Origin of the sequence: Cryobacterium sp. TMB3-10 (assembly GCF_004402305.1) — a bacterium.
Lineage (GTDB): Bacteria > Actinomycetota > Actinomycetes > Actinomycetales > Microbacteriaceae > Cryobacterium > Cryobacterium zongtaii.
Genome location: NZ_SOGH01000007.1, coordinates 17,521 through 43,423, shown reverse-complemented (window position 1 = coordinate 43,423; position 25,903 = coordinate 17,521). Strand labels below are relative to the sequence as shown.

23 protein-coding genes and 1 pseudogene are annotated in these 25,903 nt (G+C 69.7%); 7 read left to right on the top strand and 17 right to left on the bottom strand.

Annotated features, from left to right (window positions below):
• Window positions 1-5: 5 nt before the first annotated feature.
• Window positions 6-431 (bottom strand): MarR family winged helix-turn-helix transcriptional regulator, encoded by a 426-nt coding sequence (locus tag E3T22_RS02900; protein ID WP_240632234.1) that lies wholly within the window; start codon window positions 429-431, stop codon window positions 6-8.
• Window positions 432-500: 69 nt separating this feature from the next.
• On the opposite strand from E3T22_RS02900, the gene E3T22_RS02895 reads away from it, so the two are divergent.
• A complete protein-coding gene (locus E3T22_RS02895) occupies window positions 501-1,310 on the top strand; it encodes a tryptophan-rich sensory protein (protein WP_088456807.1) in 810 nt (269 codons plus the stop codon).
• A pseudogene (locus E3T22_RS02890) lies at window positions 1,307-2,908 on the top strand (MFS transporter). The gene E3T22_RS02895 and the pseudogene E3T22_RS02890 overlap by 4 nt, the downstream one beginning before the upstream one ends.
• Here the strand turns inward: E3T22_RS02890 and E3T22_RS02885 are convergent.
• The 7 genes from E3T22_RS02885 to E3T22_RS02855 all read right to left on the bottom strand — a co-directional run bounded on the left by E3T22_RS02885 (window position 2,886) and on the right by E3T22_RS02855 (window position 10,076).
• Window positions 2,886-3,767: an FHA domain-containing protein gene (locus tag E3T22_RS02885; RefSeq protein ID WP_088456805.1), complete on the bottom strand. Its 882-nt coding sequence runs from the start codon at window positions 3,765-3,767 to the stop codon at window positions 2,886-2,888. The pseudogene E3T22_RS02890 and the gene E3T22_RS02885 overlap by 23 nt on opposite strands.
• Before the next feature lie 4 nt (window positions 3,768-3,771).
• Window positions 3,772-4,014 carry a hypothetical protein gene (locus E3T22_RS02880; RefSeq protein WP_088456804.1) on the bottom strand — a complete coding sequence of 81 codons (243 nt, stop codon included), beginning with the start codon at window positions 4,012-4,014 and terminating at the stop codon, window positions 3,772-3,774.
• 160 nt (window positions 4,015-4,174) lie between these two features.
• Window positions 4,175-4,453 (bottom strand): HPr family phosphocarrier protein, encoded by a 279-nt coding sequence (locus E3T22_RS02875; RefSeq protein WP_088456803.1) that lies wholly within the window; start codon window positions 4,451-4,453, stop codon window positions 4,175-4,177.
• A gap of 96 nt (window positions 4,454-4,549) precedes the next feature.
• The gene (ptsP, locus tag E3T22_RS02870) at window positions 4,550-6,235 is read right to left on the bottom strand and encodes a phosphoenolpyruvate--protein phosphotransferase (protein ID WP_103430019.1); all 1,686 of its coding nucleotides are present in this window, start codon (window positions 6,233-6,235) and stop codon (window positions 4,550-4,552) included.
• Between the two features lie 42 nt (window positions 6,236-6,277).
• Window positions 6,278-8,323, bottom strand: a complete 2,046-nt coding sequence (locus E3T22_RS02865) for a fructose-specific PTS transporter subunit EIIC (RefSeq protein WP_134407961.1) — start codon at window positions 8,321-8,323, stop codon at window positions 6,278-6,280.
• Window positions 8,320-9,291 (bottom strand): 1-phosphofructokinase family hexose kinase, encoded by a 972-nt coding sequence (locus E3T22_RS02860; RefSeq protein ID WP_103461643.1) that lies wholly within the window; start codon window positions 9,289-9,291, stop codon window positions 8,320-8,322. Before E3T22_RS02860 ends, E3T22_RS02865 begins: the two co-directional genes overlap by 4 nt.
• Complete coding sequence (locus E3T22_RS02855; RefSeq protein WP_088456799.1) at window positions 9,288-10,076, bottom strand: DeoR/GlpR family DNA-binding transcription regulator; 789 nt, start codon at window positions 10,074-10,076, stop codon at window positions 9,288-9,290. The genes E3T22_RS02860 and E3T22_RS02855 overlap by 4 nt, the downstream gene beginning before the upstream one ends.
• 370 nt (window positions 10,077-10,446) lie before the next feature.
• Between E3T22_RS02855 and E3T22_RS02850 the strand changes: the two genes are divergently transcribed.
• A complete protein-coding gene (locus E3T22_RS02850) occupies window positions 10,447-10,650 on the top strand; it encodes a hypothetical protein (protein ID WP_088456798.1) in 204 nt (67 codons plus the stop codon).
• 3 nt (window positions 10,651-10,653) lie between these two features.
• Here E3T22_RS02850 and E3T22_RS02845 read toward each other — a convergent pair whose 3' ends face one another.
• Window positions 10,654-11,391, bottom strand: coding sequence for a glucose 1-dehydrogenase (locus E3T22_RS02845; RefSeq protein WP_088456797.1), 738 nt, complete (start codon window positions 11,389-11,391; stop codon window positions 10,654-10,656).
• A 107-nt stretch (window positions 11,392-11,498) separates the two neighbouring features.
• On the opposite strand from E3T22_RS02845, the gene E3T22_RS02840 reads away from it, so the two are divergent.
• From E3T22_RS02840 to E3T22_RS02830, 3 genes are read left to right on the top strand one after another with little or no spacing between them, the layout of a single operon-like run.
• Complete coding sequence (locus E3T22_RS02840; RefSeq protein ID WP_134407959.1) at window positions 11,499-12,644, top strand: exonuclease SbcCD subunit D; 1,146 nt, start codon at window positions 11,499-11,501, stop codon at window positions 12,642-12,644.
• Window positions 12,641-15,628 carry an AAA family ATPase gene (locus E3T22_RS02835; RefSeq protein ID WP_134493525.1) on the top strand — a complete coding sequence of 996 codons (2,988 nt, stop codon included), beginning with the start codon at window positions 12,641-12,643 and terminating at the stop codon, window positions 15,626-15,628. The genes E3T22_RS02840 and E3T22_RS02835 overlap by 4 nt, the downstream gene beginning before the upstream one ends.
• Window positions 15,629-15,666: 38 nt before the next feature.
• Window positions 15,667-16,044: a DUF2834 domain-containing protein gene (locus E3T22_RS02830; RefSeq protein WP_134481297.1), complete on the top strand. Its 378-nt coding sequence runs from the start codon at window positions 15,667-15,669 to the stop codon at window positions 16,042-16,044.
• Between the two features lie 4 nt (window positions 16,045-16,048).
• Here the strand turns inward: E3T22_RS02830 and E3T22_RS02825 are convergent, their stop codons facing one another.
• Genes E3T22_RS02825 through E3T22_RS02805 form a run of 5 tightly spaced genes read right to left on the bottom strand, consistent with a single transcriptional unit; the run spans window position 16,049 to window position 19,499 of the window.
• Window positions 16,049-16,432, bottom strand: a complete 384-nt coding sequence (locus E3T22_RS02825; protein ID WP_103461639.1) for a hypothetical protein — start codon at window positions 16,430-16,432, stop codon at window positions 16,049-16,051.
• A 39-nt stretch (window positions 16,433-16,471) separates the two neighbouring features.
• Window positions 16,472-17,167, bottom strand: a complete 696-nt coding sequence (locus tag E3T22_RS02820) for a Pr6Pr family membrane protein (protein ID WP_134481296.1) — start codon at window positions 17,165-17,167, stop codon at window positions 16,472-16,474.
• 40 nt (window positions 17,168-17,207) lie between these two features.
• A complete protein-coding gene (locus E3T22_RS02815; protein ID WP_088456792.1) occupies window positions 17,208-18,014 on the bottom strand; it encodes an amino acid ABC transporter ATP-binding protein in 807 nt (268 codons plus the stop codon).
• Window positions 18,001-18,669 (bottom strand): amino acid ABC transporter permease, encoded by a 669-nt coding sequence (locus E3T22_RS02810; protein ID WP_088456791.1) that lies wholly within the window; start codon window positions 18,667-18,669, stop codon window positions 18,001-18,003. Before E3T22_RS02810 ends, E3T22_RS02815 begins: the two co-directional genes overlap by 14 nt.
• Window positions 18,666-19,499: an amino acid ABC transporter substrate-binding protein gene (locus E3T22_RS02805; RefSeq protein WP_134481295.1), complete on the bottom strand. Its 834-nt coding sequence runs from the start codon at window positions 19,497-19,499 to the stop codon at window positions 18,666-18,668. Before E3T22_RS02805 ends, E3T22_RS02810 begins: the two co-directional genes overlap by 4 nt.
• Before the next feature lie 182 nt (window positions 19,500-19,681).
• Here E3T22_RS02805 and E3T22_RS02800 point away from each other — a divergent pair, with 182 nt between their 5' ends.
• Window positions 19,682-20,692 (top strand): ADP-ribosylglycohydrolase family protein, encoded by a 1,011-nt coding sequence (locus E3T22_RS02800; protein WP_134408682.1) that lies wholly within the window; start codon window positions 19,682-19,684, stop codon window positions 20,690-20,692.
• A gap of 5 nt (window positions 20,693-20,697) precedes the next feature.
• Here E3T22_RS02800 and E3T22_RS02795 read toward each other — a convergent pair whose 3' ends face one another.
• Genes E3T22_RS02795 through E3T22_RS02785 form a run of 3 tightly spaced genes read right to left on the bottom strand, consistent with a single transcriptional unit; the run spans window position 20,698 to window position 25,903 of the window.
• On the bottom strand, window positions 20,698-22,812 hold the full coding sequence (locus tag E3T22_RS02795; protein WP_194087745.1) for a RecQ family ATP-dependent DNA helicase: 2,115 nt from the start codon (window positions 22,810-22,812) through the stop codon (window positions 20,698-20,700).
• Window positions 22,809-23,288 (bottom strand): PPOX class F420-dependent oxidoreductase, encoded by a 480-nt coding sequence (locus tag E3T22_RS02790; protein ID WP_134481293.1) that lies wholly within the window; start codon window positions 23,286-23,288, stop codon window positions 22,809-22,811. Before E3T22_RS02790 ends, E3T22_RS02795 begins: the two co-directional genes overlap by 4 nt.
• Before the next feature lie 32 nt (window positions 23,289-23,320).
• Window positions 23,321-25,903: a glycoside hydrolase family 65 protein gene (locus E3T22_RS02785; protein WP_174776286.1), complete on the bottom strand. Its 2,583-nt coding sequence runs from the start codon at window positions 25,901-25,903 to the stop codon at window positions 23,321-23,323.

Below are 25,903 nucleotides of genomic sequence, written 5' to 3'. Positions count from 1 at the left end.
CCGGACTACCAGCGCTCTGCGGACGACGCTGTGATGATCTGCAGCAGGGCTGCGCGCAGCTCGTCGGCGTTCTCGAGCGGCGGAAACACGTCGGCCTCGAGGGTGCGGGCCTGCTGCCACGCGGCGGTGCCCGCGTCGGTGCGGGTCACCAGGTGGCGCCGGGCGTCGCGCTCGTCCCGGATGCGTGCCACCAGACCCTCCCGCTCCAGCCTGTCCAGGGTGCGCGACATAGTCTGAGTCTGCACCCGTGCCTGCCGGGCCAGTTCGGTCTGACTTCGGGCTCCGTCGCCGAGCAGGTGCAGCACAATCAGGCCGGCATGGGTGAGGCCGAGGGAAGCGAGGGCTTCGACCCAGGCATGCTCCACCAGCCGGGCAGCCGTGGAAAGCAGTCGACCGTTCGGCCACTGGGCCATGGCATCGGGAGTGGTCACCCCCTCAATGTACTGCTACCGTGAGTTAGTCAGCTAGCTGACCAATTCGCCGCGACGGAGGAGAACCCCATGTCCACATCTCGCGATCTGCTCCGCCAGAGCACCGTCCTGATCAGTGCGATCCTCGCCCTCGTCGGATCGTTCATCGGCTCGGGCGCCGCGGGCGGCACGCCCATCCAGAACGCCTCCGGGGGAGCGCTGGCCGCCGATGCCACTCCGATCGCCCCGGGCGGACCGGCCTTCGCCATCTGGACGCCGATCTACGCCGGGCTGGTGCTCTACGCCATCTGGCAGTTCCTGCCGAGGCAGAAGACCGACCCCCGCCAGCGCCGCCTCGGCTACCCCGTGGCCGCCTCGCTGCTGCTGAACGCGGCCTGGATCCTCAGCGTGCAGTTCGACCTGCTCTGGCTGAGCGTTCCGGTGATAGTCCTGCTTCTGGCCGTGCTGGTCTGGGCCTTCCTCATCATCCTTCACACCCGCCCGCGGTCCCTGCTGGAGACCGTTCTGGTCGACGGCACCATGGGCCTCTACCTCGGTTGGGTGTGCGTGGCCACCGCCGCCAACATCACGGCAGCCCTCGTCGCCGCCGGCTTCGACGGGTTCGGCCTGGCCGCCGATGCCTGGGGTGTCCTGATCGTCGCGGTGGCCGGGCTCGTCGGCGTGCTCCTGGCCGTGGTCGGCCGCGGCAGGCTCACCCCCACCCTCGCCCTCTGTTGGGGCCTGGGCTGGGTGGCGTTCGCGAGGCTCAGCGGCGACCTGCTCTCCACCCCCACAGCGATCACCGCGATCGTGGCGGTCGTCGTGGTGCTCGTCGTCACGCTGGTCCTCCGCATCCGCGCGCCGCGCCGGCTGAACACCACCGCATCGGCCACCGCATGACCGGGGCACGCCGCCGCTGGTTGGGCCTGGTCTTCATCAGCATCGCCGTCGCACTGATCATCGTCGATTCCACCATCGTCAACGTCGCGATCCCCTCGATCATCGACGACCTCGACATCACCTCCACCCAAGTGCAGTGGGTGCAGGAGAGTTACACCCTGGTGTTCGCCGCCCTCCTGCTGGTCTTCGGCACCCTCGCTGACCGCTACGGGCGCCGGCGCATCCTCCTCACCGGAGTAGTGATCTTCGCATTGGCGTCGGTGCTGGCCGCGATGGCCCAGACCGGCAACCTGCTCATCGCCGCCAGGCTGGTGCAGGGCATCGGCGGCGCCATGGTGCTGCCCACCACCCTGTCGCTGATCAACGCCACCTTCCGCGGTCGGGACCGCGGCATCGCCTTCGCCATCTGGGGCTCCACGATCGGCGGTATGGTCGCCGTCGGCCCGCTGCTGGGCGGTTGGCTCACCACCTACTTCTCCTGGCGCTGGGCTTTCGGCATCAACGTGCCGCTGGGCATCCTCATCGTTGCCGGGATCCTGGTCTTCGTCTCCGAATCGCGCGACGCCGGCGAACCACGCCGGATCGACGGTGTCGGCGCGGTGCTCTCGGTGATCACCAGCGCCACCCTGGTGTTCGGCCTCATCGAGGGCCGCACCTACGGCTGGTGGCTCACCGAGACGGCACCGACCCTGGGCGATTGGACCTGGCCGTTCGACCTGTCGATCATCCCGGTCGCCTTCCTCGTCACCCTGGTGTCAGGCACCGCCTTCATCCGGTGGGGCCTCCGCCGGCAACGGCAGGGCAAATCCACCCTGCTGGCGTTCTCGCTCTTCCGCATCCCGTCGTTCCGCAACGGCAACATCGCCGCGCTGATCGTGTCGCTCGGCGAATTCGGCATCATCCTGTCACTGCCGCTCTGGCTGCAGAACGTGCTCGGCTACGACGCCCTGCAGACCGGGTTCGTGCTGCTGGCCCTGGCCATCGGATCGTTCGTGGCCAGCGGCGTCGCTGGGGCCTTGGGCAACCGGGTCTCGCCGCTCACCATCGTGCGGGTGGGCATCGTCGCCGAGATCCTCGGGGTGGCGGGCCTCGGCACCGTCATCACGGTGGACGCGACGTGGCTGTCGATCGTGCCGTTCCTGTTCGTCTACGGCATGGGCGTCGGCCTGGCCACGGCCCAACTCACCGGCGTGGTGCTCGGCGACGTGCCGGTCGACCAGAGCGGCCAAGGCTCCGGAACCTCGAGCACGGCCAGGCAGATCGGCTCGGCTCTCGGCATCGCCGTGCTCGGCACCGTGCTGTTCACCTCGGTCGGGCTGTCCCTGGACGCCAGGCTCGACGAACTCTAGGTGCCGGCGGCGACGAGCGCGCAGATCGTCGATGTCGTCGTCGACAGCGCGGGAGCAGCCATCCCGTCGCTGGATGCCCAGAGCCCGGCAGTGGCCGACGCGGCCCGCGAGGCATTCAGCGAAGGCACCCGTTACTCGGCGTACGCGGCCGCCGGGTTCCTGGTTGTGGGGCTTCTCGCCAGCCTGCGGCTGACGGGCAGGCCCCTCGAACGCGAAGAATTGCCGGTCACGGCGGAGGTCGCCGGGTAGTCCGGTCCCGGGGCGGCTGCGGTTTCTGTACCGAGAGCTCCCCGCCGAGTCGGCCACCGAACGGCCGGCCGTGGTCGGCGTATTCCTCCCGGAAGAACCCCATGCGCCAGCTACCCATCTCGAGGCGGGCGCCGGTGCGCAGAATCTGGCCCGACGACGGGTCATCCGTTCGGGCGCCGCCGCCCACAGGGCCGAGTGCCACGAGGAGATACTCGTCGTTCTCGTCGTGCCGGATCTCGGCGTGCAACGCGTCCAGCCCCTCCAGACGCAGGTCTGCGTCTTCAGCGCTGCCGATCCGGGTCACGCCGGGCAAAAGGTCGAATTCCCGCGGCGGCTGGCCATTCCAGTACTCCGACCCCACCACGAAGATCAGGCGCGGCCGGCCGGCTCCGGGGGCGTAGTGCGTGGTTGTGACGCGCCGCCGGATGCGCCGGGCCAGGGTGGGCACCAGCGGGAACGGGGTCGGGGGAGGAAGCGGCAGCGTCCGCTCCGGTGCGGTGGGCTGCCGCCAGCGCCGCAGCAACGGGCTTACCGCGGCGGTGCTGCCCACTATGAGGTGCGGAGACTTCGTGACCAGACGCTGGGCAAGCGGTGCCTGCACGGCGCCCATCCGTGCGATCACCCCGTCGGGCCCGCTCACCGAGACCACGAGTCCGCGTTCGGCCAGATCGGCGGCGAGGCTGCGGAGGGCCGGCAGCGATGACATCCGAGCACGCACGAATCGTTCGGGATCGCTGAGGAACACCTCGATCTCCAGGCCGTTCGCACGAATGGTGCCGTGGGCCTGGTCCTCGGCCGGTTCACCGTCGGCCGGGTCGATCGAGAAGACCAGATCGATATCGAGCCGGGTGCTGCCCATGGGTCTAGTCGGCCGGGTTCTCGCTCGTGGTCACCCTCAGGGTGCCATTGAGCTTCCAGATTGCCCGTGGCGCGTCTGGCCCGATATCGCGGGGAACCTCGACCGTCATGTCGATGAAGCTGTAGTCGATGACGGCACTCTTGCCGGTCAGGTACGACCACATTTCCTTGCCCAGGTCGGTCCAGTCCTGGATGCTGTGTGCGTCTGGTCCAGAGGCCGGCGCGGGGTCATTCTGCAGATCGGTCATGAGGCAGGTCCTATTCGCTCGTCGTTGAGGATAGGGGACACGATAGCCGGGGCCGGCGGCGCGGAACTGGGTATCTGCCTAAATCACGGCGCACCTGGCAGCACATGTGAAAACAGCCCGCCCGCCGGAGGCGAGCGAGCTGTTTTCGGTGACGCGGGTTCTACTCGGCGTCGAGGTCAGTCTCGAGGATCTTGACGAGGCCTTCGAGGGCCTCATCCGCTCCGTCGCCCTCTGCGCGCAGCACGACGACCTGGCCGTTTGCGGCACCCAGGCTCATGAGCGACAGGATGCTCGACGCGTCCATCGCGTCGTCGGCCGGGTCGCCCTCGAGCGCGATGGTGACCTCGATCGGCAGTGCGCCGACGGCCTCAGCGAAGATCGCTGCGGGACGGGCGTGCAGGCCGACGCGGCTGGCGATGGTGGCGGTACGTTCTGACATGGTTCCTCCTGAAACTGTACGGATTACAACTGTATTGCCCGCGCGATGTGCACACGCCATGAGGCGGCAGCACATCGCACGGTTGACGTGTGGGGCTTAGAGCCCCAGTTCGTCGAGAATGGGCAGCTCGGCGCGAACCCGGGCACGTGCCTCCAGGGCACTCGGGGCAGCCAGGGCGATGCCGGCGAGGCGCTGGGCCTCTTCGACGGTGACCTTCGCCAGCACTGCAGCGACAGCGGCGAGGGCGCGAGCGGTCATCGACAGGGTGTTCACGCCCAGGCCGACGAGCACCACGGCCAGAGCCGGGTCGGCCGCGGCCTCGCCGCAGACACCGACGGGCTTGTTGTTGCCCTCGGCGACGGAGCCGGCCACGGTGAGCTGGATCAGGCGCAGCACGGCGGGCTGCCACGGCGTGTTCAGCGCGGCGAGCGGGCCGAGCTGGCGGTCGGCGGCCATGGCGTACTGGGTGAGGTCGTTGGTGCCGAGGCTCGCGAAGTTCACCTCGCCGAGGATGGTCTCGGCCGTCAACGCGGCGGAGGGAACCTCGACCATGACACCCGGGTTCTTCAGCCCGGCCTCGCCGCACATGCGGGCGAAGTCTGCGGCCTCTTCGGCGGTGGAGATCATCGGGGCCATGACCCAGACATCCGCTTCGGTGCCCTCTGCGGCGGTCGCGACGGCGGCCAGCTGGCGCTTGAGCACGCCGGGCGAGGTGAAGTCGGTGCGGTAGCCGCGCACGCCGAGAGCCGGGTTCGGCTCGGACGCGTCGGTGAGGAAGGGGAGCGGCTTGTCGGCGCCGGCGTCGAGCGTGCGTACGACGACCTTCTTGCCGGGGAACGCGTCGAAGACACCGCGGTACGCGGTGACCTGCTCGTCGAGGGTGGGTTCTTCGTCGCGGTCGAGGAAGCAGAACTCGGTGCGCAGCAGGCCAACGCCCTGGGCGCCGGCGGCGGCGGCCTTGACGGCATCCGCTGCACCGCCAACGTTGGCAAGCAGCGGCACGAGGTGACCGTCGGCCATGACGCCCTCGCCGGAGAACACCGCGAGGGTGGCGGCGTTGGCGGCCCAAGCCGTGGCGGCCTCGAGCTGGTCGGCGTCGGGGTCGACGGTGATGCTGCCGGCGGCGCCGTCGACGTAGACCTGGGTGCCGTCAGCGATGGCTTCCACACCGACCGCGGCGACGACGGCCGGCAGGCCGAGGGCGCGGGCGATGATCGCGGTGTGCGACTGCGGTCCGCCGCCGGAGGTGACCAAGGCCAGCACGACGGCCGGGTTCAGCGTGGCCGTGTCGGCCGGCGCCAGGTCGTCGGCGACGAGGATGAATGGTTCGTCGGAGGCGGGGATGCCCGGTGCGGGCACCCCACGCAGTTCCGCGACGATCCGGGAGCGCACGTCGAGGACGTCCGTGGCCCGCTCGGCCATGTAGCCGCCGAGGTTGTGCAGCATTTCGGCCACGGATGCCGCGGACTCCCAGATTGCCCGCTCAGCGGAGGTGCCGGTGTTGATCAACTTCACGGCGCCCTTGATGAGCATGGGGTCCGCGGCCATCAGTGCGGTGGCCTCGAGAACCGACTTACCCGCTCCGGTGGCGCTGACCGAGCGCTGCTTGAGCTCGGCCTGCACCGCCTTCGCGGCCGCGCGCAGTGTGACAGCGGCATCCTCTGCCGTCGTCGACGAGGCCAGCTGTTCTCCTGCTGGCGGCTCGCTCACGGCTTTGGGCATCTGCCGGACGGATCCTACGATTCGTCCGGGGCTGACCCCTACTCCTGTGAAACTCTGCACGGAACTTCCTCTATTCTTCGGCGTTAATGGTGCCCACTAATGTTAGGCGGTCACCAGGGTGTTGTTCTGCTGGATGGACCCCGAAGTCGGGGTCTTTCGGACGTAGCGCTTGAGCACGATTACCGCTATGGCCGAGATGACGGTGCCGATCAGGATCGCCAGGATGAAGCCCAAAACGTTCTCGATGGCGAAGAATACGAAGATTCCACCGTGCGGCGCCTTCGACGTGACACCCCAGGCCATGGTCAGCGCACCGGTGGTGGCCGCACCGAGCATGCTCGCCGGGATCACACGCAGCGGGTCGGCCGCGGCGAACGGGATCGCGCCCTCGGAGATGAACGACGCACCCAGCAGCCAAGCTGCCTTGCCGTTGTCGCGTTCGACAGGGCTGAACAGCTTGCGGTCGAGCACGGTGGCCAGGGCCATCGCGAGCGGCGGCACCATGCCGGCGGCCATGACCGCGGCCATGATCTGCCACGGCGCCTGGTTGGCCAGCGTTGCGGCACCCAGGCCGGCGACGGCGAAGGAGTAGGCCACCTTGTTGACCGGGCCACCGAGGTCGAACGCCATCATCAGACCGAGGATCATGCCGAGGATGACAACCGACGCGCCGGTCATACCGCTGAGCCAGTCGTTCAGGGCGACGGTCAGCCAGGCGATCGGTCCACCGAGCACCAGGAACATCAGTCCGGAGGCGAAGATCGAGGCCAGCAGCGGGATGATCACGACGGGCATCAGGCTACGGAGCCAGCGCGGAACATCGAACGAACCGATCCAGGCCGCCGCAACACCGGCGAGAAGACCACCGACGATGCCGCCGAGGAAGCCGGCACCCATGAAGCCCGAGACCGCACCGGCGACGAAGCCAGGAGCGATGCCGGGGCGGTCGGCGATGCCGTAGGCGATGTATCCGGCCAGGGCCGGAACCAGGAAGCCCATCGACAGGGCACCGATCTTGAAGAAGACCGCGCCCAGGTAGATGGCCAGGCCTCCCTCGGGCAGGTTCCACAGGCTGTTCTGCAGCACCACGTCGTCGGCGACGCCGGTGACGTCGTAGCCGCCGAGCAGGAAGCCCAGGGCGATGAGCAGGCCTCCACCGGCGACGAACGGGATCATGTAGCTGACACCGGTGAGCAGGGCACGCTTGATCTTCTGGCCCATGTGCTCGTTCTCGGACACCGAGTCGGATGCCGCCGCGCCGCCACCGCTGACGCGGCGGGCGTTCGGGTTGTCCACGGCGGCGAGAGCCTCCTGGATCATCTTCTTCGGGTCGTCGATGGCGCGCTTGACGGGGGACTGCACGAGGGGCTTGCCGGCGAACCGGCCCTTGTCGCGCACATCGACGTCAACGGCGAAGATGACGGCGTCGGCGGAGTCGATGACCGAGGCGGCCAGCGGGGTCGCTCCGGCGGAACCCTGGGTCTCGACCTGCAGGTCGATGCCCATCTCCTTGGCGGCTGCGACGAGCGCGTCCGCTGCCATGTAGGTGTGGGCGATGCCGGTGGGGCAGGCGGTGACGGCGACGAGACGGCGGGCCCCGTTGGCCGGGGTGCCCTCGGTGCCGGCTCCGGTGGGCGCCGCGGTGACGCTCGGGGCGGCGGAGGTGGAGTGCGCTCCGGCTGTGGTCGCCGCGGTGACCGGTGCGACGATGTCGGTGACCAGGGTCACGATCTCCTCAGGGGTCTTCGCGGCGCGGAGGGCTGCGGTGAAGTCGGCCTTCATCAGCGACCGGGCCAGCTTCGACAGGATCTTCAGGTGGTCCTGGTCGGCGCCTTCGGGGGCGGCGATCATGAAGATCAGGTCGGCGGGTCCGTCGGCCGAGCCGAAGTCGACCGGCTGGGACAGACGGGCAACGGCCAGCGTCGGCTCGGTGACCGCGCTCGAACGGCAGTGCGGGATGGCGAGTCCGCCGGGGATGCCGGTGGAGGTCTTGGCTTCGCGGGCGAGGGCGTCGGCGTACAGCCCGTCGATCTCGGTGGCTCGGCCGGCTCCGACGACGAGCTCGGCGAGGTGCCGAATCACGGTCGCCGGCGCGGCACCGAGGTTCTGGTCCAAAGCAACGAGCTCTGGGGTAATCAGTGCACTCACTGGTCATCCTCCTTTGGATGTGTAGCAAATGCCGTCACTGTGACGGCGCTGGGGTCGGTTTGGGTCACGGCCGGCACGGTTGAGCCGGGCAGGGATGCGGCAGCGGCGCCGTGGGCGACGGCCTGACGCAGGCAGTCCGGGGCGGATGCTCCGGCCAGGTCGCTGAGCAGAAAACCTGCCAGCGAAGAATCTCCGGCGCCGACGGTCGAAACCGCGACGATCGGGGGACGAGTGGCAAGCCAGTAGCCCTCCGCGGTGACCAGCAGGGCGCCCTGGGAACCGAGGGTGGCCAGCACGGCGCCGACTCCCGCGGTGATCAGGGTCTGCGCGGCGCGCGCGGCCAGGTGCGGGTCGGCCTCGAGGCTGTCCGGGTCTGAGATGCCGGTGAGCTCGGCGAGTTCGTCGGCGTTGGGCTTGAGCAGGTCGGGGCCGGCGCTGATGGCCGCGGCCAGGGGGGCACCTGAGGAGTCGATGGCGACTTTGGGGGCCGCGGCGCCGAAGCGGGTCTTGAGCTCCCGGGTGAGGTCGGCGTAGAAGGTGTCCGGCACCCCGGGTGGCAGCGAACCGGCCAGCACCAGCCAGCTGGCGCCCTCGGCCTTCTCGAGGACGAGCTCCACCAGGGCGGACTGCTGCTCGTTGGTCAACACCGGACCGGGTTCGTTCACCTTGGTGGTGGTGCCGTCCGGTTCGGTGATCGCGATGTTGCTTCGCAGGGTCGCGCCGATCGGCAGGCCGAGGTGCGGGATGCCCTGAGCGGTCAGCGCGAGCAGCACCGGGTCATCCGCGTCTCCGGGCAGGATCGCGAGGCTCTCGATGCCCGAGGCTGCCAGGGCACGGCAGATGTTGACACCCTTGCCGCCGGGTTCCTGATGGGCGTCCAGGGCGCGCTGTACGTCGCCGCGCGCGAGCGGGCCGGCGAGTTCGATGGTGCGGTCCAGGCTGGGGTTGGGGGTGAGTGTGACGATCATGCGATTACGACCTCGACATCCGCCGCGGCCAGGGCTGCGGCAAGTTCAGCGGAAGGGGGAGCATCGGTGATGAGCGCGTCGATGTCGCTCAGAGCAGCGAACCTGACCAGGGTTTCCTGGTCGAGCTTGGAGGAGTCGGCCAGCGCGACAACTCGGCGGGCGGAGCGCACGATCGCGGTCTTCACGGCGGCCTCGACCGAGTCGGGGGTGCTGAAGCCGAAGTCGGCGGCCACGCCGTTGGCGCCGACGAAGGCGATGTCGGGGCGCATGGCGTCGAGCATCTGGGTGGTGCGGGTGCCTACGATGGCCCGGGTGAGGCCGCGCACCCGGCCGCCGAGGATCTGCAGCGAGATGGCCTCGTTGCCGGCCAGCTTGTAGGCGATGGGAAGGGCGTTGGTGATCACCAGGAGCTGGTCGCCGGGGTTGGCCGGCGTCCACTCGAGAAGCCGGTCGGCCAGCAGTTCGGTGGTGGTGCCGGAGTCCAGGATGATCGAGCCCGTTGTGCTCGCAGGGATCATGGCCAGGGCGGCGTCGGCGATGCGGGCCTTCTCGTCGTGGCGCTGGGTCTGGCGCTCTTCGAGGCTGGCCTCGGACATGCTCAGCCGGTCGATGGCCACGGCGCCACCATGCACGCGGCGCAGGTGCCGGCTCAGTTCGAGGGCGGAGAGGTCGCGGCGCACGGTCTCCGGGGTGATGTCGAACCGCACGGCCAGTTCGTTCACGGTGACCCGGCTGCGGTCGGACACCATCTCGGCGATCATCGACTGACGCTCTTCGGCGAACATCGGGCCTCCTCGACGGTGAGAACGCGGCCCGGGGGAGTCGCGCAAAAGTTTGTATTCCTGACTTTAGACCCGTTTGTTTTTGCTTGTCAACATAAACACAGATAAACAAAGATCCCTGAATGCAAGCCGACAGTTCCCGGGGTGAGTGGCGGACTTCCCGCTTTCGCAGACGAAATGAAGGCGGGATGTCCGTGGCGACCTCGACCGGCCGTTCTGGGGCATCGGCTCCGGCTCGCGCCGGACGACCTCGTCGAGCGCGGTGTACTGGTTCTCGGCTGCATTTGAGGGCTATTCGGGTCGCAGGGGTTTACAGCGCGCCAGAGCCGCACTCCCGCTTTTTCGCACGCGCTCGGAATCGCCGCGGGAATCGATGCTCCGGGTGATCATCGTGCTCGCCGGGCTTCCGGAACCCGAATGCGATGACAACGTGTTCGACGAGAACGGCCGGTTCCTGGCCAGGGGTGACCTGGTCTACCCCGAGTACCCGCTGTTGCAGTTCACCGACGACGACCTGCTGGACCCGGCCGCCCTGGTGGCGCGGATCACGCGGCGGTTGCGGGCCCGGGGATGGTGAGTCTTATTGATAGTGCGACAGGCCGCTCAGCTCGCCGCCGTCGGTGAGGAACTCGGCTCCGGTGGAGAAGCTCGACTCGTCACTGGCCAGGAACAGCACCAGGTTCGCCACCTCGGTGGCCTGGCCGATGCGGTGCAGCGCCACGTGGTTCTGCGGCACATCGAGCCCGGCGGTCATCGGGGTGGCGATGGCGCCCGGATGCACCGAGTTGACCCGCACGTTGTACTTGCCGAGGTCCAGCGCGACGGACTTGGTGAGCCCGCGCACCCCGAACTTCGCCGCCACGTAGCCGGGGAGCGCCTCGTAGCCCTGCAGGCCGGCGGTCGAGGACACGTTGATGATCGAGCCCGCCTTCGACCGGATGATCATCGGCACCGCCGCCTTGATGCCGAGGAACACCCCGGTGAGGTTGACCGCGATGATGGTGTTCCAGGACTCCAGGGTGTACTCCTCGATGGGACCGAAGTTCACGATCCCGGCGTTGTTCACGAGCACGTCGAGTCCGCCGAAGTCGTCCACGGCGACGGCGACGGCGGCGTCCCAGTGTTGGGCGCGGGTCACGTCGAGGTGCACGTACCGGCAGGCCTCGCCCAGTTCGGCGACGAGAGCCTTGCCGTCCTCATCGAGCAGATCCCCGATGACCACTTGCGCGCCCTCCTCGACGAGGCGACGGGCCATCGCGGCACCGAGTCCCCGTGCTCCACCACTGATGAGTGCGACCTTGCCGCTGACACGTGCCATGGTGTTTCTTCCATTCGAGTCGACCTTCGACAAACGAGTTCGACGGGGAATGTACACGCGCGGGGCTCTGGCCAGCACTGTCGGTGGCCGACGGTAGCGTGAGTGATATGAAGATCCTGCACACGAGTGACTGGCACATCGGGCGCACCTTCCACACCCACTCGACCCTTGACCACTTGGCGCTCGTGTTCGACGCCCTCGTGGGCATCGTGCGCGAACGCGGGGTCGACGTGGTCGCCGTGGCCGGTGACATCTTCGATTCGGCCACACCGTCCGCCGACAGTTACGCCCTGCTCAGCGGCACCCTGTCGCGCCTTCACGCCACCGGCGCCCGGGTGGTGATGACCAGCGGCAACCACGACTCGGCCACCCGGCTCGGCTTCCAGTCGGAGTGGGCGGGGCTCGCCGGCATCCACGTGGTCACCGGGTTCGACCAGTACCGCACCCCGATCTCGATCGACGACGAACACGGCCCCGTGCACTTCTACGGCATCCCCTTCCTCGAACCGGCCCTGGTGCGCCACCACTACCCCGACGAGCTCCTCAAGACCCACGAACAGGTGCTGGGCCTGGCCATGCGGCAGGTGCGCGCCGACCTCGCCGACCGCGGCGGCCGCTCGGTGGTGCTCTCGCACTGCTTCGCAGCGGGAGTCGCCGCCAGCGATGTGGAGCGCGACATCAGCGCCGGCGGCCTGGACCTCGTTCCGGTGAGCGTCTTCGACGGCCCCGACTACGTCGCGCTGGGCCACATCCACGGTCGCGCGCAGATCACCGACAGGGTGCGCTACTCGGGAGCCCCGCTGCACTACTCCTTCGCCGAGGCCGACAAGCCCCGCGGCGGCTGGCTCGTCGATCTCGATGCGAACGGACTGGCCGAGACCGAGTGGGTCGACCTGCCGATTCCCCGGCGCCTGCGGGTGCTCACGGGGGAGCTCGAGTCCCTCGCTCACGACGACGCCTTCACCTCGTTCGAGAACGACTGGATCGCCGCGGTGCTGACGGACCGGGTGCGGCCGCTGGACGGCATGCGTACCCTGCAGAAGCGCTTTCCGCACTGTGTGGCCCTCGAGCACCGCCCGACCATCACGCAGGCGACCGAGGAGTCCACTTATTCCGACCGGGTCAAGCACAAGAGCGACCCCGAAATCGTGGCCGGTTTCCTGGAGTTCGTGCGCAACGGTGTGGGCCTGAGCGCCTTCGAGCGAGAGCTGGTCGCCGAGGTCCTGGGCGATACCACCGAGGCCACCGTATGAAGATCACCCGGCTGCGCATCGCCGGCTTCGGCCCGTACAAGACCGAGCAGGAGGTGGACTTCACCCGCTTCGACGCCGACGGAATCTTCCTGATCACCGGCAAGACCGGCGCGGGCAAGTCCAGCATCCTGGACGCCATCTGCTTCGCCCTGTACGGCTCGGTGCCCCGGTTCGACGGCAGCGAACTGCGGCTGCGCAGCGACCACTGCGACCCGGCCGACCCGAGCTTCGTCGAGCTCGAGTTCACCCTCAAGGGCGACACCTACAGGGTCTACCGCACCCCGCGCTATGAGAAGGCCAAGAAGCGCGGCGTGGGCACCACCACGGCGCAGCCGGATGCGCGCCTCGAGCGGTTCAGCGCCGGCACCGACGGCACCGGCGACTGGGTGGGCATCGCCGCCCGCCCGGTGGATGTGGGCACCGAGCTCAGCCGGATCCTGCCGTTGAAGCAGGACCAGTTCCTGCAGGTGATCCTGCTGGCCCAGAATCGGTTCCAACGCTTCCTGCTGGCCAAGACCGACGACAGACTCACCGTGCTCCGCACCCTGTTCGGCACCCTGCGGTTCCAGCAGCTGGAGACCGAGCTGCTCACCCGGCGCAAGGTGCTCGACGACGAGCTGACGCTGGTGCGGCACGAGATCGACGGGATCGTGGCCGCGACCCTGCGCCAGCTGTGGCGCGACGACGACGAAGACACCCGACCCGAGTCCCCGGCCGACCCCCACCTCGGCTGGTTCGACGCGGCGCTCGACACCCTCGATTCCCGGCTGGCGGCCGCCACCCGGCACGCCGAAACCGCCTCCGCGGCCCTGACAGCGGCCACCGCCGAGTACCAGGCCGCCGAGGACCGGCGCCGACGCCAGGACCGCCGGGATGCGGCGGCCCGCACGCTGACCGCTCTCGAGGAGCGCGGGAACGAGATGCTCGGCAGCCGGGAAGCCCTGCGCCTGGCCGAGCACGCCGCCAGGGTCTGGCCGCAGGTGCGCGCCCGCATCGACGCCGACGCCGCGGTCGGCACGGCCGAGGCCACAGCGACCGCCGCCCGGGCCGCCTGGAAGCGGCTTGTCGACGACGACGCAGACTCAGCAGATGCCGCCGGCCTCAGCACCCTGATCGACGACAGGCTGCGCCAGCTCGGAAGCCTCGACGACCTGCTCGTCGAGGAACGCAGGCTGCCCGCCCTCGACCAGCAGATCACCGATCTCGAGCGCCGCACGGCCGCCCAGATCGAGGCGCTCGACGCCGCCAAGCTGCTGCTGCTCGCGCTGCCCGAGCGCATCGACGCGGCAACGGATGCCCTCGCCGCGGCGACCCTCGGCGCCGCCCGCGCCCCGGAGGCCGAAGCGACACTGGCCCGGGCCGAGGCTGCACTGGCCGCGGCCGACGACGTGCGCCGGCTGGAAACCGAACTGGTGGGGGTACACCGCGCCGAACGGGAGGCCGTGGCGGAGAACACCGCGGCCGCCCTGCACTATCAGCAGCTCGTGGACGCCCGGCTCGGCGGTTTCGCCGTTGAGCTCGCCGCCGGTCTCGTCGACGGCGAGCCCTGCGCGGTCTGCGGGGCCACCGAACACCCGGCGCCCATGACCGGCGACGCCGCACCCGTCACCGAGGACGACCTCGACGACGCCCGCGACCTGATGAGTCGCCGGCAGGGGGCCGTCGACGCCGCCCGCACTCAGTCCCGGGACGTCGATACCCTACTCACCGCCGCCCGCACCCGGGCCGGCGACGATGATGCCGACACGCTCGATTCGGCACTCCGGCAGGCAGAGGATGCCCTCGCCGTGGCTGCCGACCACCGCGCCAGGCTGCCCGCCCTCGAGGCCGAGCTGTCCCGCCTGCGCGTCGACCAGGCCGAGGCCCAGGCCGCCCTGGCCCCGCTGCAGCTGGCGCGCGACGAAGCCACCGTGCACCTGGCGGAACGCCGGACCGAGCGCGACGGCATCGCCAGCCGCGTCCAGGCCCAGCGGGCCGGGTTCGACAGCGTCACCGAGCGGGCCGGCCGGCTGCACAGCGAGCTCGACGCCGCCCGCGCACTGGCCGACGCGCTGGCCACCTCCGCGTCGGCCCGGCGGGCGGCCGAGGCACGCACCGAGGCGCTGGCGGCGCAGCTGCACGAGGAGGGCTTCGCCGACGAGGCCGCCGCCGGACTCGCCCGGCTCAGCCCGGCCGAGATGCAGGCTGGTCAGGCCGCCATCCGCGCCTACGACGACGACCTCGCCGGCGCCCGCGGGGTGCTGGCCGAGACCGACCTGGCCGGGCTGCCCGAGAACCCCATCGACCTCGACCCGACCCGGCTCGCCCTTCAGGCCGCCGGCGCCGCCCGCGACGACGCCCTAGCCCGCCGGGAATCGCTGCGTGAACGTGCCACCGCGCTCACCGCCCTGGTGGGGGATGCCCGGGCCCGGTTCGCCCTCGCCGCGGACCTGCTCACCACCCAGGCCCAGGTGCGTCAGCTCGCCGCCGTGGTGCACGGCGACGACCCGAACACCAAGCGCATGAAGCTGGAGACCTACGTGCTGGCCGCGCAGCTCGAGGAGATCATCGCCGCGGCGAACAACCGGCTGCGCACCATGACCGGCGGCCGGTACGCGCTCGAACACGACGACGCACTGCAATACCGTGGCAGCCAGGCCGGACTCGGGCTGGCGATCCGGGACGAGCACACCGGCCGGGCCCGGGCGACTCACTCGCTGTCCGGCGGCGAGACCTTCCTCGCGTCGCTCGCCCTGGCACTCGGGCTCGCCGAGGTGGTCTCCAACCAGGCCGGCGGCATCGCGCTGGACACCCTCTTCGTGGACGAGGGATTCGGGTCGCTGGACGCCGAGACCCTCGAGACGGCCATGAGTACCCTCGACAGCCTGCGGGCCGGCGGCCGCACCATCGGCCTGATCAGCCACGTCGAGTCGATGAAGGAGCAGATCCCGGCGAAGCTCGCGATCAGGGTGACCGCGCAGGGCTACAGCGAAATAATCCCGTAGGCACGCCCCGATCGAGCGGATCGCGGCACACTGTGTTCATGAGCCGCACCCCTTCCGAGCCCACCGCGCAACCCGCCTCCTCGTCCGCCGCCGCGGGCTGGACGACCCTGACGTTCGTCTACCTGGCCCTGGCCATCGTGGGACTCATCGGCACCTGGACCTGGAACATCCAGGCGATCATGCAGGCCAGCGACTTCATCGGCGACTGGACCATGAGCGGACCGGCGGTGTCGTCGCTGACCACCGACCTCCTCGTGGCGGCGATCGCCGGCAGCGTCTTCATCATCGTGGAGGCCCGCCGGCTCGGCATGCGCGCAGGCTGGGCCTACGTCGTATTCGGGTTGATCACGGCGTTCGCGTTCACGTTCCCGTTGTTCCTGGCCATGCGGCAGCGCCGGCTGGTGATGACGACCTGAGCCTTCAGCTCACATCGCCGGCCGCGAGGCCGGCGTCGTCACCCGCGAACCGTTCCCGCAGGGCGTGGAAGTGCGACACGGTCAGTCCGTGCCGGAGTAGGTACGGTTCGGCACCGCCGAGAGCGTCGATGGTGGCCAGGGCAGCCCGCAGGGCGTCCGGCTGCGGCTCGGCGAGCAGCGCGGCGGCCACGGCCTCGTCGTGCGGCAGTCCCGCGGCGAGCAGGGTCAACGCGAGAACCAGGCCGGCCGGATGTTCACCGCCGGGGCCGTGCGCCACGAGCGGCCCGTCGCCCGCAGCGAGAACGGCCACGGCATCGGTCAGCTCACGGCCGCCATGGGCGACCAGGTCGGTGTAGTCCTGTACTCGCTGCGTGACGGGATTAGTCATGCTGCAGTCTCCGTCGCCGAGGTGAACGGCAGGTGACGCTCAGGCCAATCCCGGCTCCAGATCCGGCGAGGTGCGCCGACCCAGCCGGCTCAGCCCGATCGCGATGGCCGAGATGCCCGCGATGACGACGGCGATCACCAGCACGTAGAGGAACACCGACGGCCAGCCACCCGGCTCGTCGGGGTTGAGGAACGGGTAGGTCCACCAGTCGGTGAACGTGCCGCGCAACAACGCATAGGCCAGCCACACCAGCGGGTAGATCAGCGCGAACCAGATCCGTTTCCAGGCCAGCGCCGGGCGGCCCGGTGCCAGCAGCCAGTCGAGCAGGATCAGGGCCGGCGCCCACACGTGCAGGACCTCGTTGGGCCAGGTGAGCCCCTCGAAGGTGCCGTCGGCGGGCTGGTTGCGCAGCAAAAGGTTGTAGACCACCCCGGTGATCACGGCGTACGCGAGCGTCGACATCCGCACCCGCGCCAGCAGCTCGGGTTCGGCAGCCAGGCGCAGCGCGAGAACACCGCCGACGAAGAGCACCACCACGTTCATCAGGCTGGACTGAATCGTGAAGAAACCGAAGTACGCGGCAGGGTCGAACGCGTCGTTCAGGAGTTGGTCGGTGATCTGGGTCACGATAGCGGCCAGCACGAGCGTGGCGAGCAAGATGCGCAGCACCCCCACAGCGCGTCGGAAAGGGGTCGGGGAGTCGTCGAGCCCGGCGGGCACAGCAGCGGAATTCACCTGATCAGGTTAGTGCAGGGCCCAAAAATGCACGTGCAGATCAGAAGGGGAACAGCAGCCGGTGCAGGAACTGGCGGGTGCGCTCGTGCTGGGGGTTCCGCAGCATCTCCTTCGGATCGCCGTGCTCCACGATGGTGCCGCCGTCGACGAAAGCCACCTCGGTGGCCACCTCCCGGGCGAATTCGAGTTCGTGGGTGACGATCACCATCGTCCAGCCCTCGGCGGCGAGCTCCTTGATCAGGCGCAGCACGTCGCCGACAAGCTCGGGGTCCAGGGCACTGGTCGGCTCGTCAAAGAGCAGCAGGGTAGGTCGGAGGGCCAGGGCCCGGACGATGCCCACCCGCTGCTGTTGCCCACCGGACAGTTCGAACGGGTAGCTGTCGCGCTTCTCACCCAGGCCGACCCTCTCCAGCAGCGCCAGGGCCTCGGTCTCGACCTCGGCGCGGGGGCGCCGCTGCACGACGACGGGTCCTTCCATCACATTTTCGAGCACGGTCTTGTGCGGAAATAGGTTGTAGTGCTGAAAGACCATCGCCGAGCGGTCCCGCAATGTGCCGAGGGTCTTCTTCGGAACGCCGGCGCGGGATCCGTGGGCAGCGGCGAAGTCGATGGTCACGGGTGCGTGAGTCGCGTCATCCGCTCCGATGATCTCGATGGTGCCGCCGTCGGCGATCTCCAGGCCGTTCAGGCAGCGGAGCACGGTGGTCTTGCCCGAGCCTGACGGCCCGATCAGCGCGAGCACCTCGCCGCGCGCGACGGTGAGGTCGATGGATTTCAAGACCTGGTTGTCCCCGAAGCTCTTCTGCAGGCCTCGAACCGTGAGCAGCTTCTGGTCAGTGGGCGACATAGCGGTCCAATCGCTTTTCAAGCACGCCCTGGCCGCTGGAGAGCACCAGGCAGATGACCCAGTAGAGCAGGGCGGCCTCGAGGTACAGGGCCATGAACTGCTGGCTGAAGGCCGCCACCTGCTGGGCCTCGCGGAACAGCTCGGTGACCAGGATCAGCGAGGCCAGGGAGGTGTCCTTGACCAGGCTGATGAAGGTGTTGGAGAGCGGCGGCACGGACACCCGGGCCGCCTGCGGCAGGATGATGCGGGTGAGGGCACGCCGGTGCGACATGCCGATCATGTACGCGGCCTCCCACTGGCCCTTGGGCACCGAGAGGATGGCGGCTCGGATCACCTCGGCTGCGTAGCCGCCGACGTTGATCGAGAACGCGACGATGGCGCTGGGCCACGGGTCGATGACGATGCCCAGCGAGGGCAGGCCGTAGAAGATCACGAACAACTGCACCAACAGCGGGGTGCCACGCACGATGGAGATATAGACCTGTGCGATCGAGGACAGCCACCGGCGCTTCGACAGACGCATCAACGCCAGGCCCAGGGCCAGCACGAGTCCGATCGCGAACGACGCCAGGGCCAACGGGATCGTTCCGGTGATGGCACCGTGGATCAGGGGCCACAGCGAATCCAGCAGGAGTTGCCAGGTGGACTCGCTCACTGCGAGACGTCAGCTCCGAAGTAGGTGTCGGAAATGGCGGCCAGGGTACCGTCCTCGCTGAGCGTGGCGAGGGCATCCGACACGGCCTCGGCCAGAGCGGTGCCCTCGGGGGCGAAAGCGAAGGCACTCTCGGAGCGCTCCTCGGTTTCCGCGGCGATCTTCAGGCCCGCGGCGCCGGTCTGCTTCTTGTAGTCGAGGTAGGTCAGCTTGTCGTTGACGGTGGCGTCGACGCGGCCCTGCTCCACGAGGGCGACGGACTGGGCCCAGCCCTCGACGGACTGCACGGTGGCGCCACTCTCGGTGGCCAGCGTGTACCAGTTGCTGGTGAGCGACTGGGCGGTGGTCTTGCCGGCCAGGTCGGCGAACGACGCGATGGAGGTGTTGTCCTCCGGTACCACGATGACGCCGGTGGAGTAGGTGTACGGGGTGGAGAACGTGTAAGCCTCCACGCGCTCCGGGGTGATCGACACCTGGTTGGCGATGGTGTCGAAACGGCCGGCTTCGAGGCCGGCGAAGATCGCGTCCCACTGGGTCTCTTCGAATTCGGCCAGAACGCCCAGCTGGTCGGCGACAGCGCGGGCCACCTCGACGTCATAACCGGTGAGCTCGCCGGAACCGTCGGCGTGGTACGAGAACGGCCGGTAGGTGCCCTCGGTGCCGATGGTCAGGGTGCCGGATTCGAGGACCGAACTCAACGACTCGTCGGTGCCGGCCGCGGCGCCGTCGCTGCCGGAATCACCGGCGGAAGCGCTGCACCCGGTCAGGGCCACCGCGGCGGCAATGGTGAGGACGGTGGCGGAGACGAGGTGGCGCTTCATGTATGTGTTCATCCAATGTGCTGATCAAGATGCGGGCGTACGTACCAGGTTAACAAGCCCGGCCCGGTTCTGAATATTCCGATGACGCCGGATGACGCTGTGACGACTCCCGTGCCCCCCCCGTTCGAGAACCTGTCGGCTCCGGGGCTTTCGGCATATGCTGCCGCCGTCGCACTCAACCCGAAGGAGTACGCATGAAATTGTCGTCGGCTCAGCACGATCGTTCGGCCGCTGTTTTGCTCGGCATGGCCTGTGGGGATGCCCTCGGTGCCGGATACGCCTACGCGGGTCCGCTACCGCCCACCGCGGTGGTGGGGGTGCGCGGCGGAGCCGGCACGACCTGGGCCCGAGGGGAGTGGACCGACTACACGGCCCTGGCCGTCCCGGTGGCGCGCGCCGTGGCCGACGGACTCGATCTGCGCCAGGAGTCCACTCTCGACCTCATCACCGCGGAGTGGGTGGACTGGGCCGACACCGCGCCGTACGCCGGCAACCAGCTCGACGCCGCGTTGTCCGGACCGGACCGGACGGCCGCCGCCGTACGAGCCGCCGCCCGCGCTCGGCACGACAGAGTGGGCCGAAGCGCCGGCAACGGTTGCCTGCTCCGCACCGCCCCGGTGGCCTTGGCGTTCCTGCACGATCCCGACGGCCTGGCCGACGCCGCACGCCGGCTGAGCGAGCTCACCCACTGCGAGACCGACGCCGGGGACGCCTGCGTGCTCTGGGGGCTGGCCATCCGCCACACCGTCCTGACCGGAGAACTCGACCTGCGGGTGGGTCTGGGCACCCTGTCGCCGGGCCGGCGTGAACTCTGGTCGGCGCGCATCAACCACGCCGAGCGCCGCCAGCCCCGCGATTTCACGCGCAACGGCTGGGTCGTGCAGGCGGTGCAGGGTGCCTGGTCGGCCATCGTACACACCCGTGACGAGCCCGGCGCGACAGCGGATGCCGGCCAGTACCGTCTGGGCATCGAGGCGGCCGTGCGCGGTGGCGGTAACACCGACGCTGTGGCCGGCATAGCCGGTGCGCTGCTCGCCGCCCAGTGGGGCCTGGCCGCGGTGCCCAGCGAATGGCGCCGACTGGTGCAGGGCTGGCCCGGCCTGCGCGGAGCCGACCTGGTACGTCTGTCGGTGCTCGCCGCGCACAGCCAGGACACTAACGAGGCCGGCGAGCGGGAGAGTTTTCGGCTCCACGCCGTGAAGTAGCTCGGCTACGACCGCAGCGCCAGCGTGAACGGCAGCACGCCCGGCGCGCCCGCGCGGCGGAGCAGCCGGCCGGCGACGGTGAGGGTCCACCGGCTGTCGCCGAGGTCGTCGACCAGCAGCACCGGCCCGTCGGCTCCGGCCAGGTTGGCGGCCAGCTCCGGGCCGACCTCGAAGGCACCCCAGACGCTGGAGAGCCGATAGGCGCTGTTGCCGCCGGATTCGCCGGTGGGCCCTGCGCCCACCAGGCTCAGCGTGCCCAGTTGCGGCAGCCGCCCCACCCGGCTGAGTTCGGCGGCCACCGAAGCCACCAGTAGCGGATGCCGGCGGGACGGCATGGCCACCACCCCCACGGGCCGTTCGGCCCAGCCCCACTCGGCGAGCACCCGCACGCAGGCGGCCAGCAGCGCCGGCGAGGCGGGCGCATCCGGGGTGTTGGGCGCGAAAGTATCGCGCAGGGTGTTGCCCCAGCCCAGGTCGGTGAGTCGGGCCAGAGCGCGACCGGGCAGCACCCTGTCGCCGGCGTCGATGCGGCCCTTGGCGCTCACGCCGAGCCTGTCGGCGCCGGTGGGCCATTGGGCGCGGGGTTCCAGGGCCACGCCCACCCGGTCCAGGGCCGAGGCCGCGGTGCTCGCCGCATCGGCCTGAACGTCGGTGGGGTACCAGGGGGCCGTGCAGTTGTCGCAGCGGCCGCAGGGCACGGCGGTGTCGTCGTCGAGAGCGCGCTGGAGGAACTCCATCCGGCAGCCGGCGATGCGTTCGTAGTCGAGCATGGCGTTCTGCTCGGCCACCCTTGCCGCGCCGATGCGCTCGTAGCGATCGCTGTCGTAGACCCAGGGCTGTCCGGTGGCCAGCCAGCCGCCGGTCACCCGGCGCACGGCGCCGTCGACGTCGAGCACCTTGAGCAGCAGTTCCAGCGGGGAACGCCGGAGGTCGACCCGGGACTCCAGGGCGGGCGTGGACAGCGGGGCGCCACCGTTGGCGTGTAGCGCCTGCAGCACGGCCTCGGCCTTGTGCTGGCTGGGCATCGACGAGGTGGCGAAGTACTGCCAGATGGCCTCGTCTTCGACACCCGGCAGCAGCAACACGTCGGCATTCTCGGTGGCACGGCCGGCACGGCCGACCTGCTGGTAGTAGGCGACCGGGCTGCTGGGGGCGCCGAGATGCAGCACAAAGCCCAGGTCGGGCTTGTCGAAGCCCATGCCCAAGGCGCTGGTGGCCACGAGGGCCTTCACCTGGTTGGCCTTGAGCAGCCCCTCGGACTCCTCGCGTTCGGTGGTGTCGGTCTGGCCGGTGTACGCACGGACGGCGTGGCCGGCATCCCGCAGCAGCCGGGCGGTGTCCTCTGCGGCCGAGACCGTGAGGGTGTAGATGATGCCACTGCCGGGCAACTCGGCGAGGTGGCTGAGCAGCCAGGCCAACCGGGCGCGGGAGTCCGGCAGGCGCAACACGCCCAGGCGCAGTGACGCGCGGGCGAGGGGGCCGCGGATGGTGACGACGTCACTGCCCCCGACCGCTACCTGCTCCGCCACATCCGTCACCACCCGGCTGTTGGCCGTGGCCGTGGTGGCCAGCACCGGCACCCCGGCCGGCATCGCCGCGATCAGGTCCCGCAGGCGCCGGTAGTCCGGCCGGAAGTCGTGGCCCCAGTCCGAGATGCAGTGCGCCTCGTCGACCACGAGCAGCCCCACCCGCTCGAGCAGCGCGGGCAGCTGCTCGTCGCGGAAGGACGGGTTGTTCAGGCGTTCGGGGGAGACCAGCAGAACGTCGACCTCGTCCGCGCGGAGCGCAGCGAGCACGTCGGTCCACTCGTGGGCGTTGGCAGAGTTGATCGACACGGCCCGCACGCCGGCGCGGGCAGCGGCGGCCACCTGGTCACGCATCAGGGCCAGCAGCGGGGACACCAGGATGGTGGGGCCGGCACCCTGGCGGCGCAGCAGCAGGGTCGCGACGAAGTAGACCGCCGACTTGCCCCAGCCGGTGCGCTGCACCACGAGGGCCCGGCGGCGCTGGTCGACGAGGGTTTCGATGGCCTCATACTGGCCCTCGTGGAAGTCGGCGTCGGGCCGGCCCACCAGGGTGCGCAGGATCTCGAGGGCGGCCTCGCGGGTATTCGGCGTCACAGCGCGTCGAGCCTGGCGGCCACATCGGCGGGGAACCCGCCGGTCGCGATTGGGCTCCACCGGGTGGGCGTGATCCGGATCAAGGACTTGTCCTGCAGGGCCATGGCCCGGCGGTACTCCACCCAGTTCGGGTGTTCGCCGGCGATGCAGCGGTAGTAATCGACCAGTCCGTCGCCGGCGGCCGGCATGTGCAGGATCTCGGCGGTGCCGTCGACCTGCACCCAGGCGCCGTCCCACTCGTCCGAGAGCACGAGCACTGACGTCTGCGGGTCGCGTTCGGCGTTTCGGGTCTTTGCCCGCGACGGGTAGGAGGAGATCACCAGGCGGCCCGCATCGTCGACGCCGCCGGAGACCGGCGACATCTGCGGCCGGCCGTCGCTGCGGGTGGTGGCGAGCAGCATCCGGTGCCGCGGCCGCACAAAATCGAGCAGGTCGGGCAGGGAGACGGTGGTGCTGGTTGCGACGTTTCTGGCCATTCCCTCAGGCTAACGGGACCCCCTGACACGCTTCACGCCGTGCCGAGTACAAAATCGTGGGTCTGCCCCGGATACAGCTGCGCCTCCCGCCCCTCGACGCGCACCCGGATGGGCGTGGCCCCGCCGCTGGGCAGCTGAAGCCTGAGGGTGGTCGGCGTGACCTCGACGTGCACCGATTGGTCTCGGTAGTTGATGCTGAAGGCGATCTTCTCGAGCCGGGCCGGCAGCACGGGGTGCAGCCAGAGCATGTCGTCGCGGATCTCCAGGCCGGTGTAGCAGCGCACGACCATGTCGACGGACCCCGCCATCGCGCCCAGGTGGATGCCCTCGTGGGTGGTGCCGCCCCGGCCGTTGTCGAGGTCGCTGGTCAGCGCCCGGCAGAGCGAGTCCCAGGAGCGTTCGCGGTCGGCGCGGGCATCCACCCAGGAATGCACCACATTGCTCAGCGTCGAGCCGTGCGTCGACCTGGTGCGATAGAACTCGACCGTGCGCCGGATCTGGTCGGGGGAGAGCGAGTAGCCCAGCTCCTCGACCAGGTCGCGCAGCTCCTCGGCCGAGAACAGGTAGAGCAGCATCAGTACGTCGGCCTGCTTGGCGACCCTGTAGTTGTTGCTGCTGTCACCCTCGGCATTGAGGATCAGGTCCAGGCGGCCCAACGAACGGTCAGTGCTGCCGTAGGTGTCCCGGTAGTGCGCCCAGTCCAGCTCGGGCAGGGCCTCGTACCCGTCGAATTGGCTGATCACCCCGTCGGCATGGAAGGCCAGCCGCAGGCGCCGGCCGATCCTTTCCCAGGTGTCCACCTCGTCGGGCCCGAGCCGCAGCCGGTTCCACAACGGCCGGCAGGCCCGGCCCTCGAGCACGGCGACGGTGTCGACGGCGCGACGCATCAGCCAGGCGACCATCACATTGGTGTACGCGTTGGTGCGCACACCCCCGCCGGGGTGGCCGGGGAGCCCGTCGTGGAACTCGTCGGGCCCCATCGTCCCGCCGATGTCGAACCTGTCGAACACGTCGTCGTAGTCGGTGAGGGACGCGAAGAACCTGGCGATCTCCAGCAGCAGCTCGGCGCCCTGCTCGATCAGGTACTCGACATCTCCGGTGGCCTGGTAGTAGCCCCACACGCTGTAGGCGATCGCCAGGCCCACGTGGTGCTGCAGGCCCGAGTGGTCCGGCATCCACCGGTTGGTGCGCGGGTTGAAGAGCTCGGTGGGGGTGACCTCGCGGCCATCGATGCCGCTCTGCCAGGGAAACCTGGCGCCCTCGTGGCCGGCGGCAGTCGCGGCGGCCCTGGCTTCGCCCAACCGACGGTACCGGTAGCCCAGCAGGATGCGGCTGAGGTCGGGCCGGCGCAGGGTGAGCACCGGGTAGACGAACATCTCATCCCAGAAGACGTGGCCGCGGTACCCCTCACCGTGCAGTCCGCGGGCGGGCACACCGGCGTCGAGGTCGGCATCCACAGCGGCCACGGTTTGCAGAACGTGGAAGGTGTTGACGTTGAGCGCGAGCGACTGCCGCGAACCATCGTGCAGGTGCACCGCGAATTCGTCCCAGAGAATCTCCCATTCCCGCTCGTGCGCGGCGAGGAGCTCGGCGGTCTCCGGAAGCCGGCCGAGCCAGGTGGCCACCGCCATCGAGGGGGAGAGGATCGCACGGTCCCTGGAGGTGCTCACGACGACGACCTTCTCAACCCGGAGGGGGACGCCCCTCTCGAGGGTGAGGTCGAACTCGTGGGCGACCCAGCGGCTGGAGTCGGTGAGAAATCGTCTCTCGGGTTCGAGCAGGGTGTCGCCGGAATAGGCGCGGGTGCGGGCGGCCATGGCGATGTGGATGCCCGACCGGGTGGTCTCCACCTCGAGCAGCACCGCGTCCCCCCTCAGCTCCCGCGTGGTGCGAGGCATCAGGTGCAGGTGGGCGAGCAGTCTGTCGGTGGCCACGTTGCGGTTGGCCACCCGGCCATCGATGGCCGAACGCACGGTCAGCGGCCCCGACCAGTCCTCGGCGACGAAGGTGGTCTCGAGCACCGCAACGTGAGGCGACGCCTGGGACACGAACCGCCGGCTCTGCACCCGGGTGACACGGCCGCGCGCGTCACGGAACCGCATCAGCCGGGTGAGCAGACCACGGCGCAGGTCGAGTTCCTGGTTGTAGTCGAGCAGGTCCGCGGTCTCCGGATGGAACCAGCCGGTGTCGGGGGCGGTGAAGTCGCCCACACTGCTGCTGCCGCCGCCGGTGCGGAACCAGAGGGAGAGCCAGTTGGGGGCGTTCACCAGGTGTTCGTCGTCGCGCACGTGCTCACCGGGAACCCCCGCCGTCGGCGCGCCGGGCGAGGGCTCGAACGGGGTGCGGATACCGGGCTCGCCGGCGGCCACGGTCTCGCCGATGGCTTCGCCCACGTGTACCTCGGTGCTCAACGGGTTGTAGACCCCGGCGAGGTAGGTGCCCGGGTAGTGCACGGCATCCGTGCGCGCCTCCGGAGCGGCGCCGCGGGTGCCCCAGTAGCCGTTTCCGAGGGTGCACAGCGCCTCGCGGTAGCCCTCCGCCTCCGGGTCGAACCCGTCGAAGCGCAGCAGCCACGGGTCGACCGGGTTGTCGTTCTCGTCCTCGGTCTCGGTCAC

Excerpts from the sequence above, each read along its gene's own strand:
- E3T22_RS02830 (WP_134481297.1), top strand. The coding sequence starts at position 15,667 with ATGAGCCGCACCCCTTCCGAGCCCACCGCGCAACCCGCCTCCTCGTCC.
- E3T22_RS02815 (WP_088456792.1), bottom strand. The coding sequence starts at position 18,014 with ATGTCGCCCACTGACCAGAAGCTGCTCACGGTTCGAGGCCTGCAGAAG.
- E3T22_RS02835 (WP_134493525.1), top strand. The coding sequence starts at position 12,641 with ATGAAGATCACCCGGCTGCGCATCGCCGGCTTCGGCCCGTACAAGACC.
- E3T22_RS02850 (WP_088456798.1), top strand. The coding sequence starts at position 10,447 with ATGCTCCGGGTGATCATCGTGCTCGCCGGGCTTCCGGAACCCGAATGC.
- E3T22_RS02800 (WP_134408682.1), top strand. The coding sequence starts at position 19,682 with ATGAAATTGTCGTCGGCTCAGCACGATCGTTCGGCCGCTGTTTTGCTC.
- E3T22_RS02825 (WP_103461639.1), bottom strand. The coding sequence starts at position 16,432 with ATGACTAATCCCGTCACGCAGCGAGTACAGGACTACACCGACCTGGTC.
- E3T22_RS02880 (WP_088456804.1), bottom strand. The coding sequence starts at position 4,014 with ATGACCGATCTGCAGAATGACCCCGCGCCGGCCTCTGGACCAGACGCA.
- E3T22_RS02840 (WP_134407959.1), top strand. The coding sequence starts at position 11,499 with ATGAAGATCCTGCACACGAGTGACTGGCACATCGGGCGCACCTTCCAC.
- E3T22_RS02790 (WP_134481293.1), bottom strand. The coding sequence starts at position 23,288 with ATGGCCAGAAACGTCGCAACCAGCACCACCGTCTCCCTGCCCGACCTG.
- E3T22_RS02855 (WP_088456799.1), bottom strand. The coding sequence starts at position 10,076 with ATGTTCGCCGAAGAGCGTCAGTCGATGATCGCCGAGATGGTGTCCGAC.
- E3T22_RS02885 (WP_088456805.1), bottom strand. The coding sequence starts at position 3,767 with ATGGGCAGCACCCGGCTCGATATCGATCTGGTCTTCTCGATCGACCCG.
- E3T22_RS02805 (WP_134481295.1), bottom strand. The coding sequence starts at position 19,499 with ATGAACACATACATGAAGCGCCACCTCGTCTCCGCCACCGTCCTCACC.
- E3T22_RS02845 (WP_088456797.1), bottom strand. The coding sequence starts at position 11,391 with ATGGCACGTGTCAGCGGCAAGGTCGCACTCATCAGTGGTGGAGCACGG.
- E3T22_RS02895 (WP_088456807.1), top strand. The coding sequence starts at position 501 with ATGTCCACATCTCGCGATCTGCTCCGCCAGAGCACCGTCCTGATCAGT.
- E3T22_RS02875 (WP_088456803.1), bottom strand. The coding sequence starts at position 4,453 with ATGTCAGAACGTACCGCCACCATCGCCAGCCGCGTCGGCCTGCACGCC.
- E3T22_RS02860 (WP_103461643.1), bottom strand. The coding sequence starts at position 9,291 with ATGATCGTCACACTCACCCCCAACCCCAGCCTGGACCGCACCATCGAA.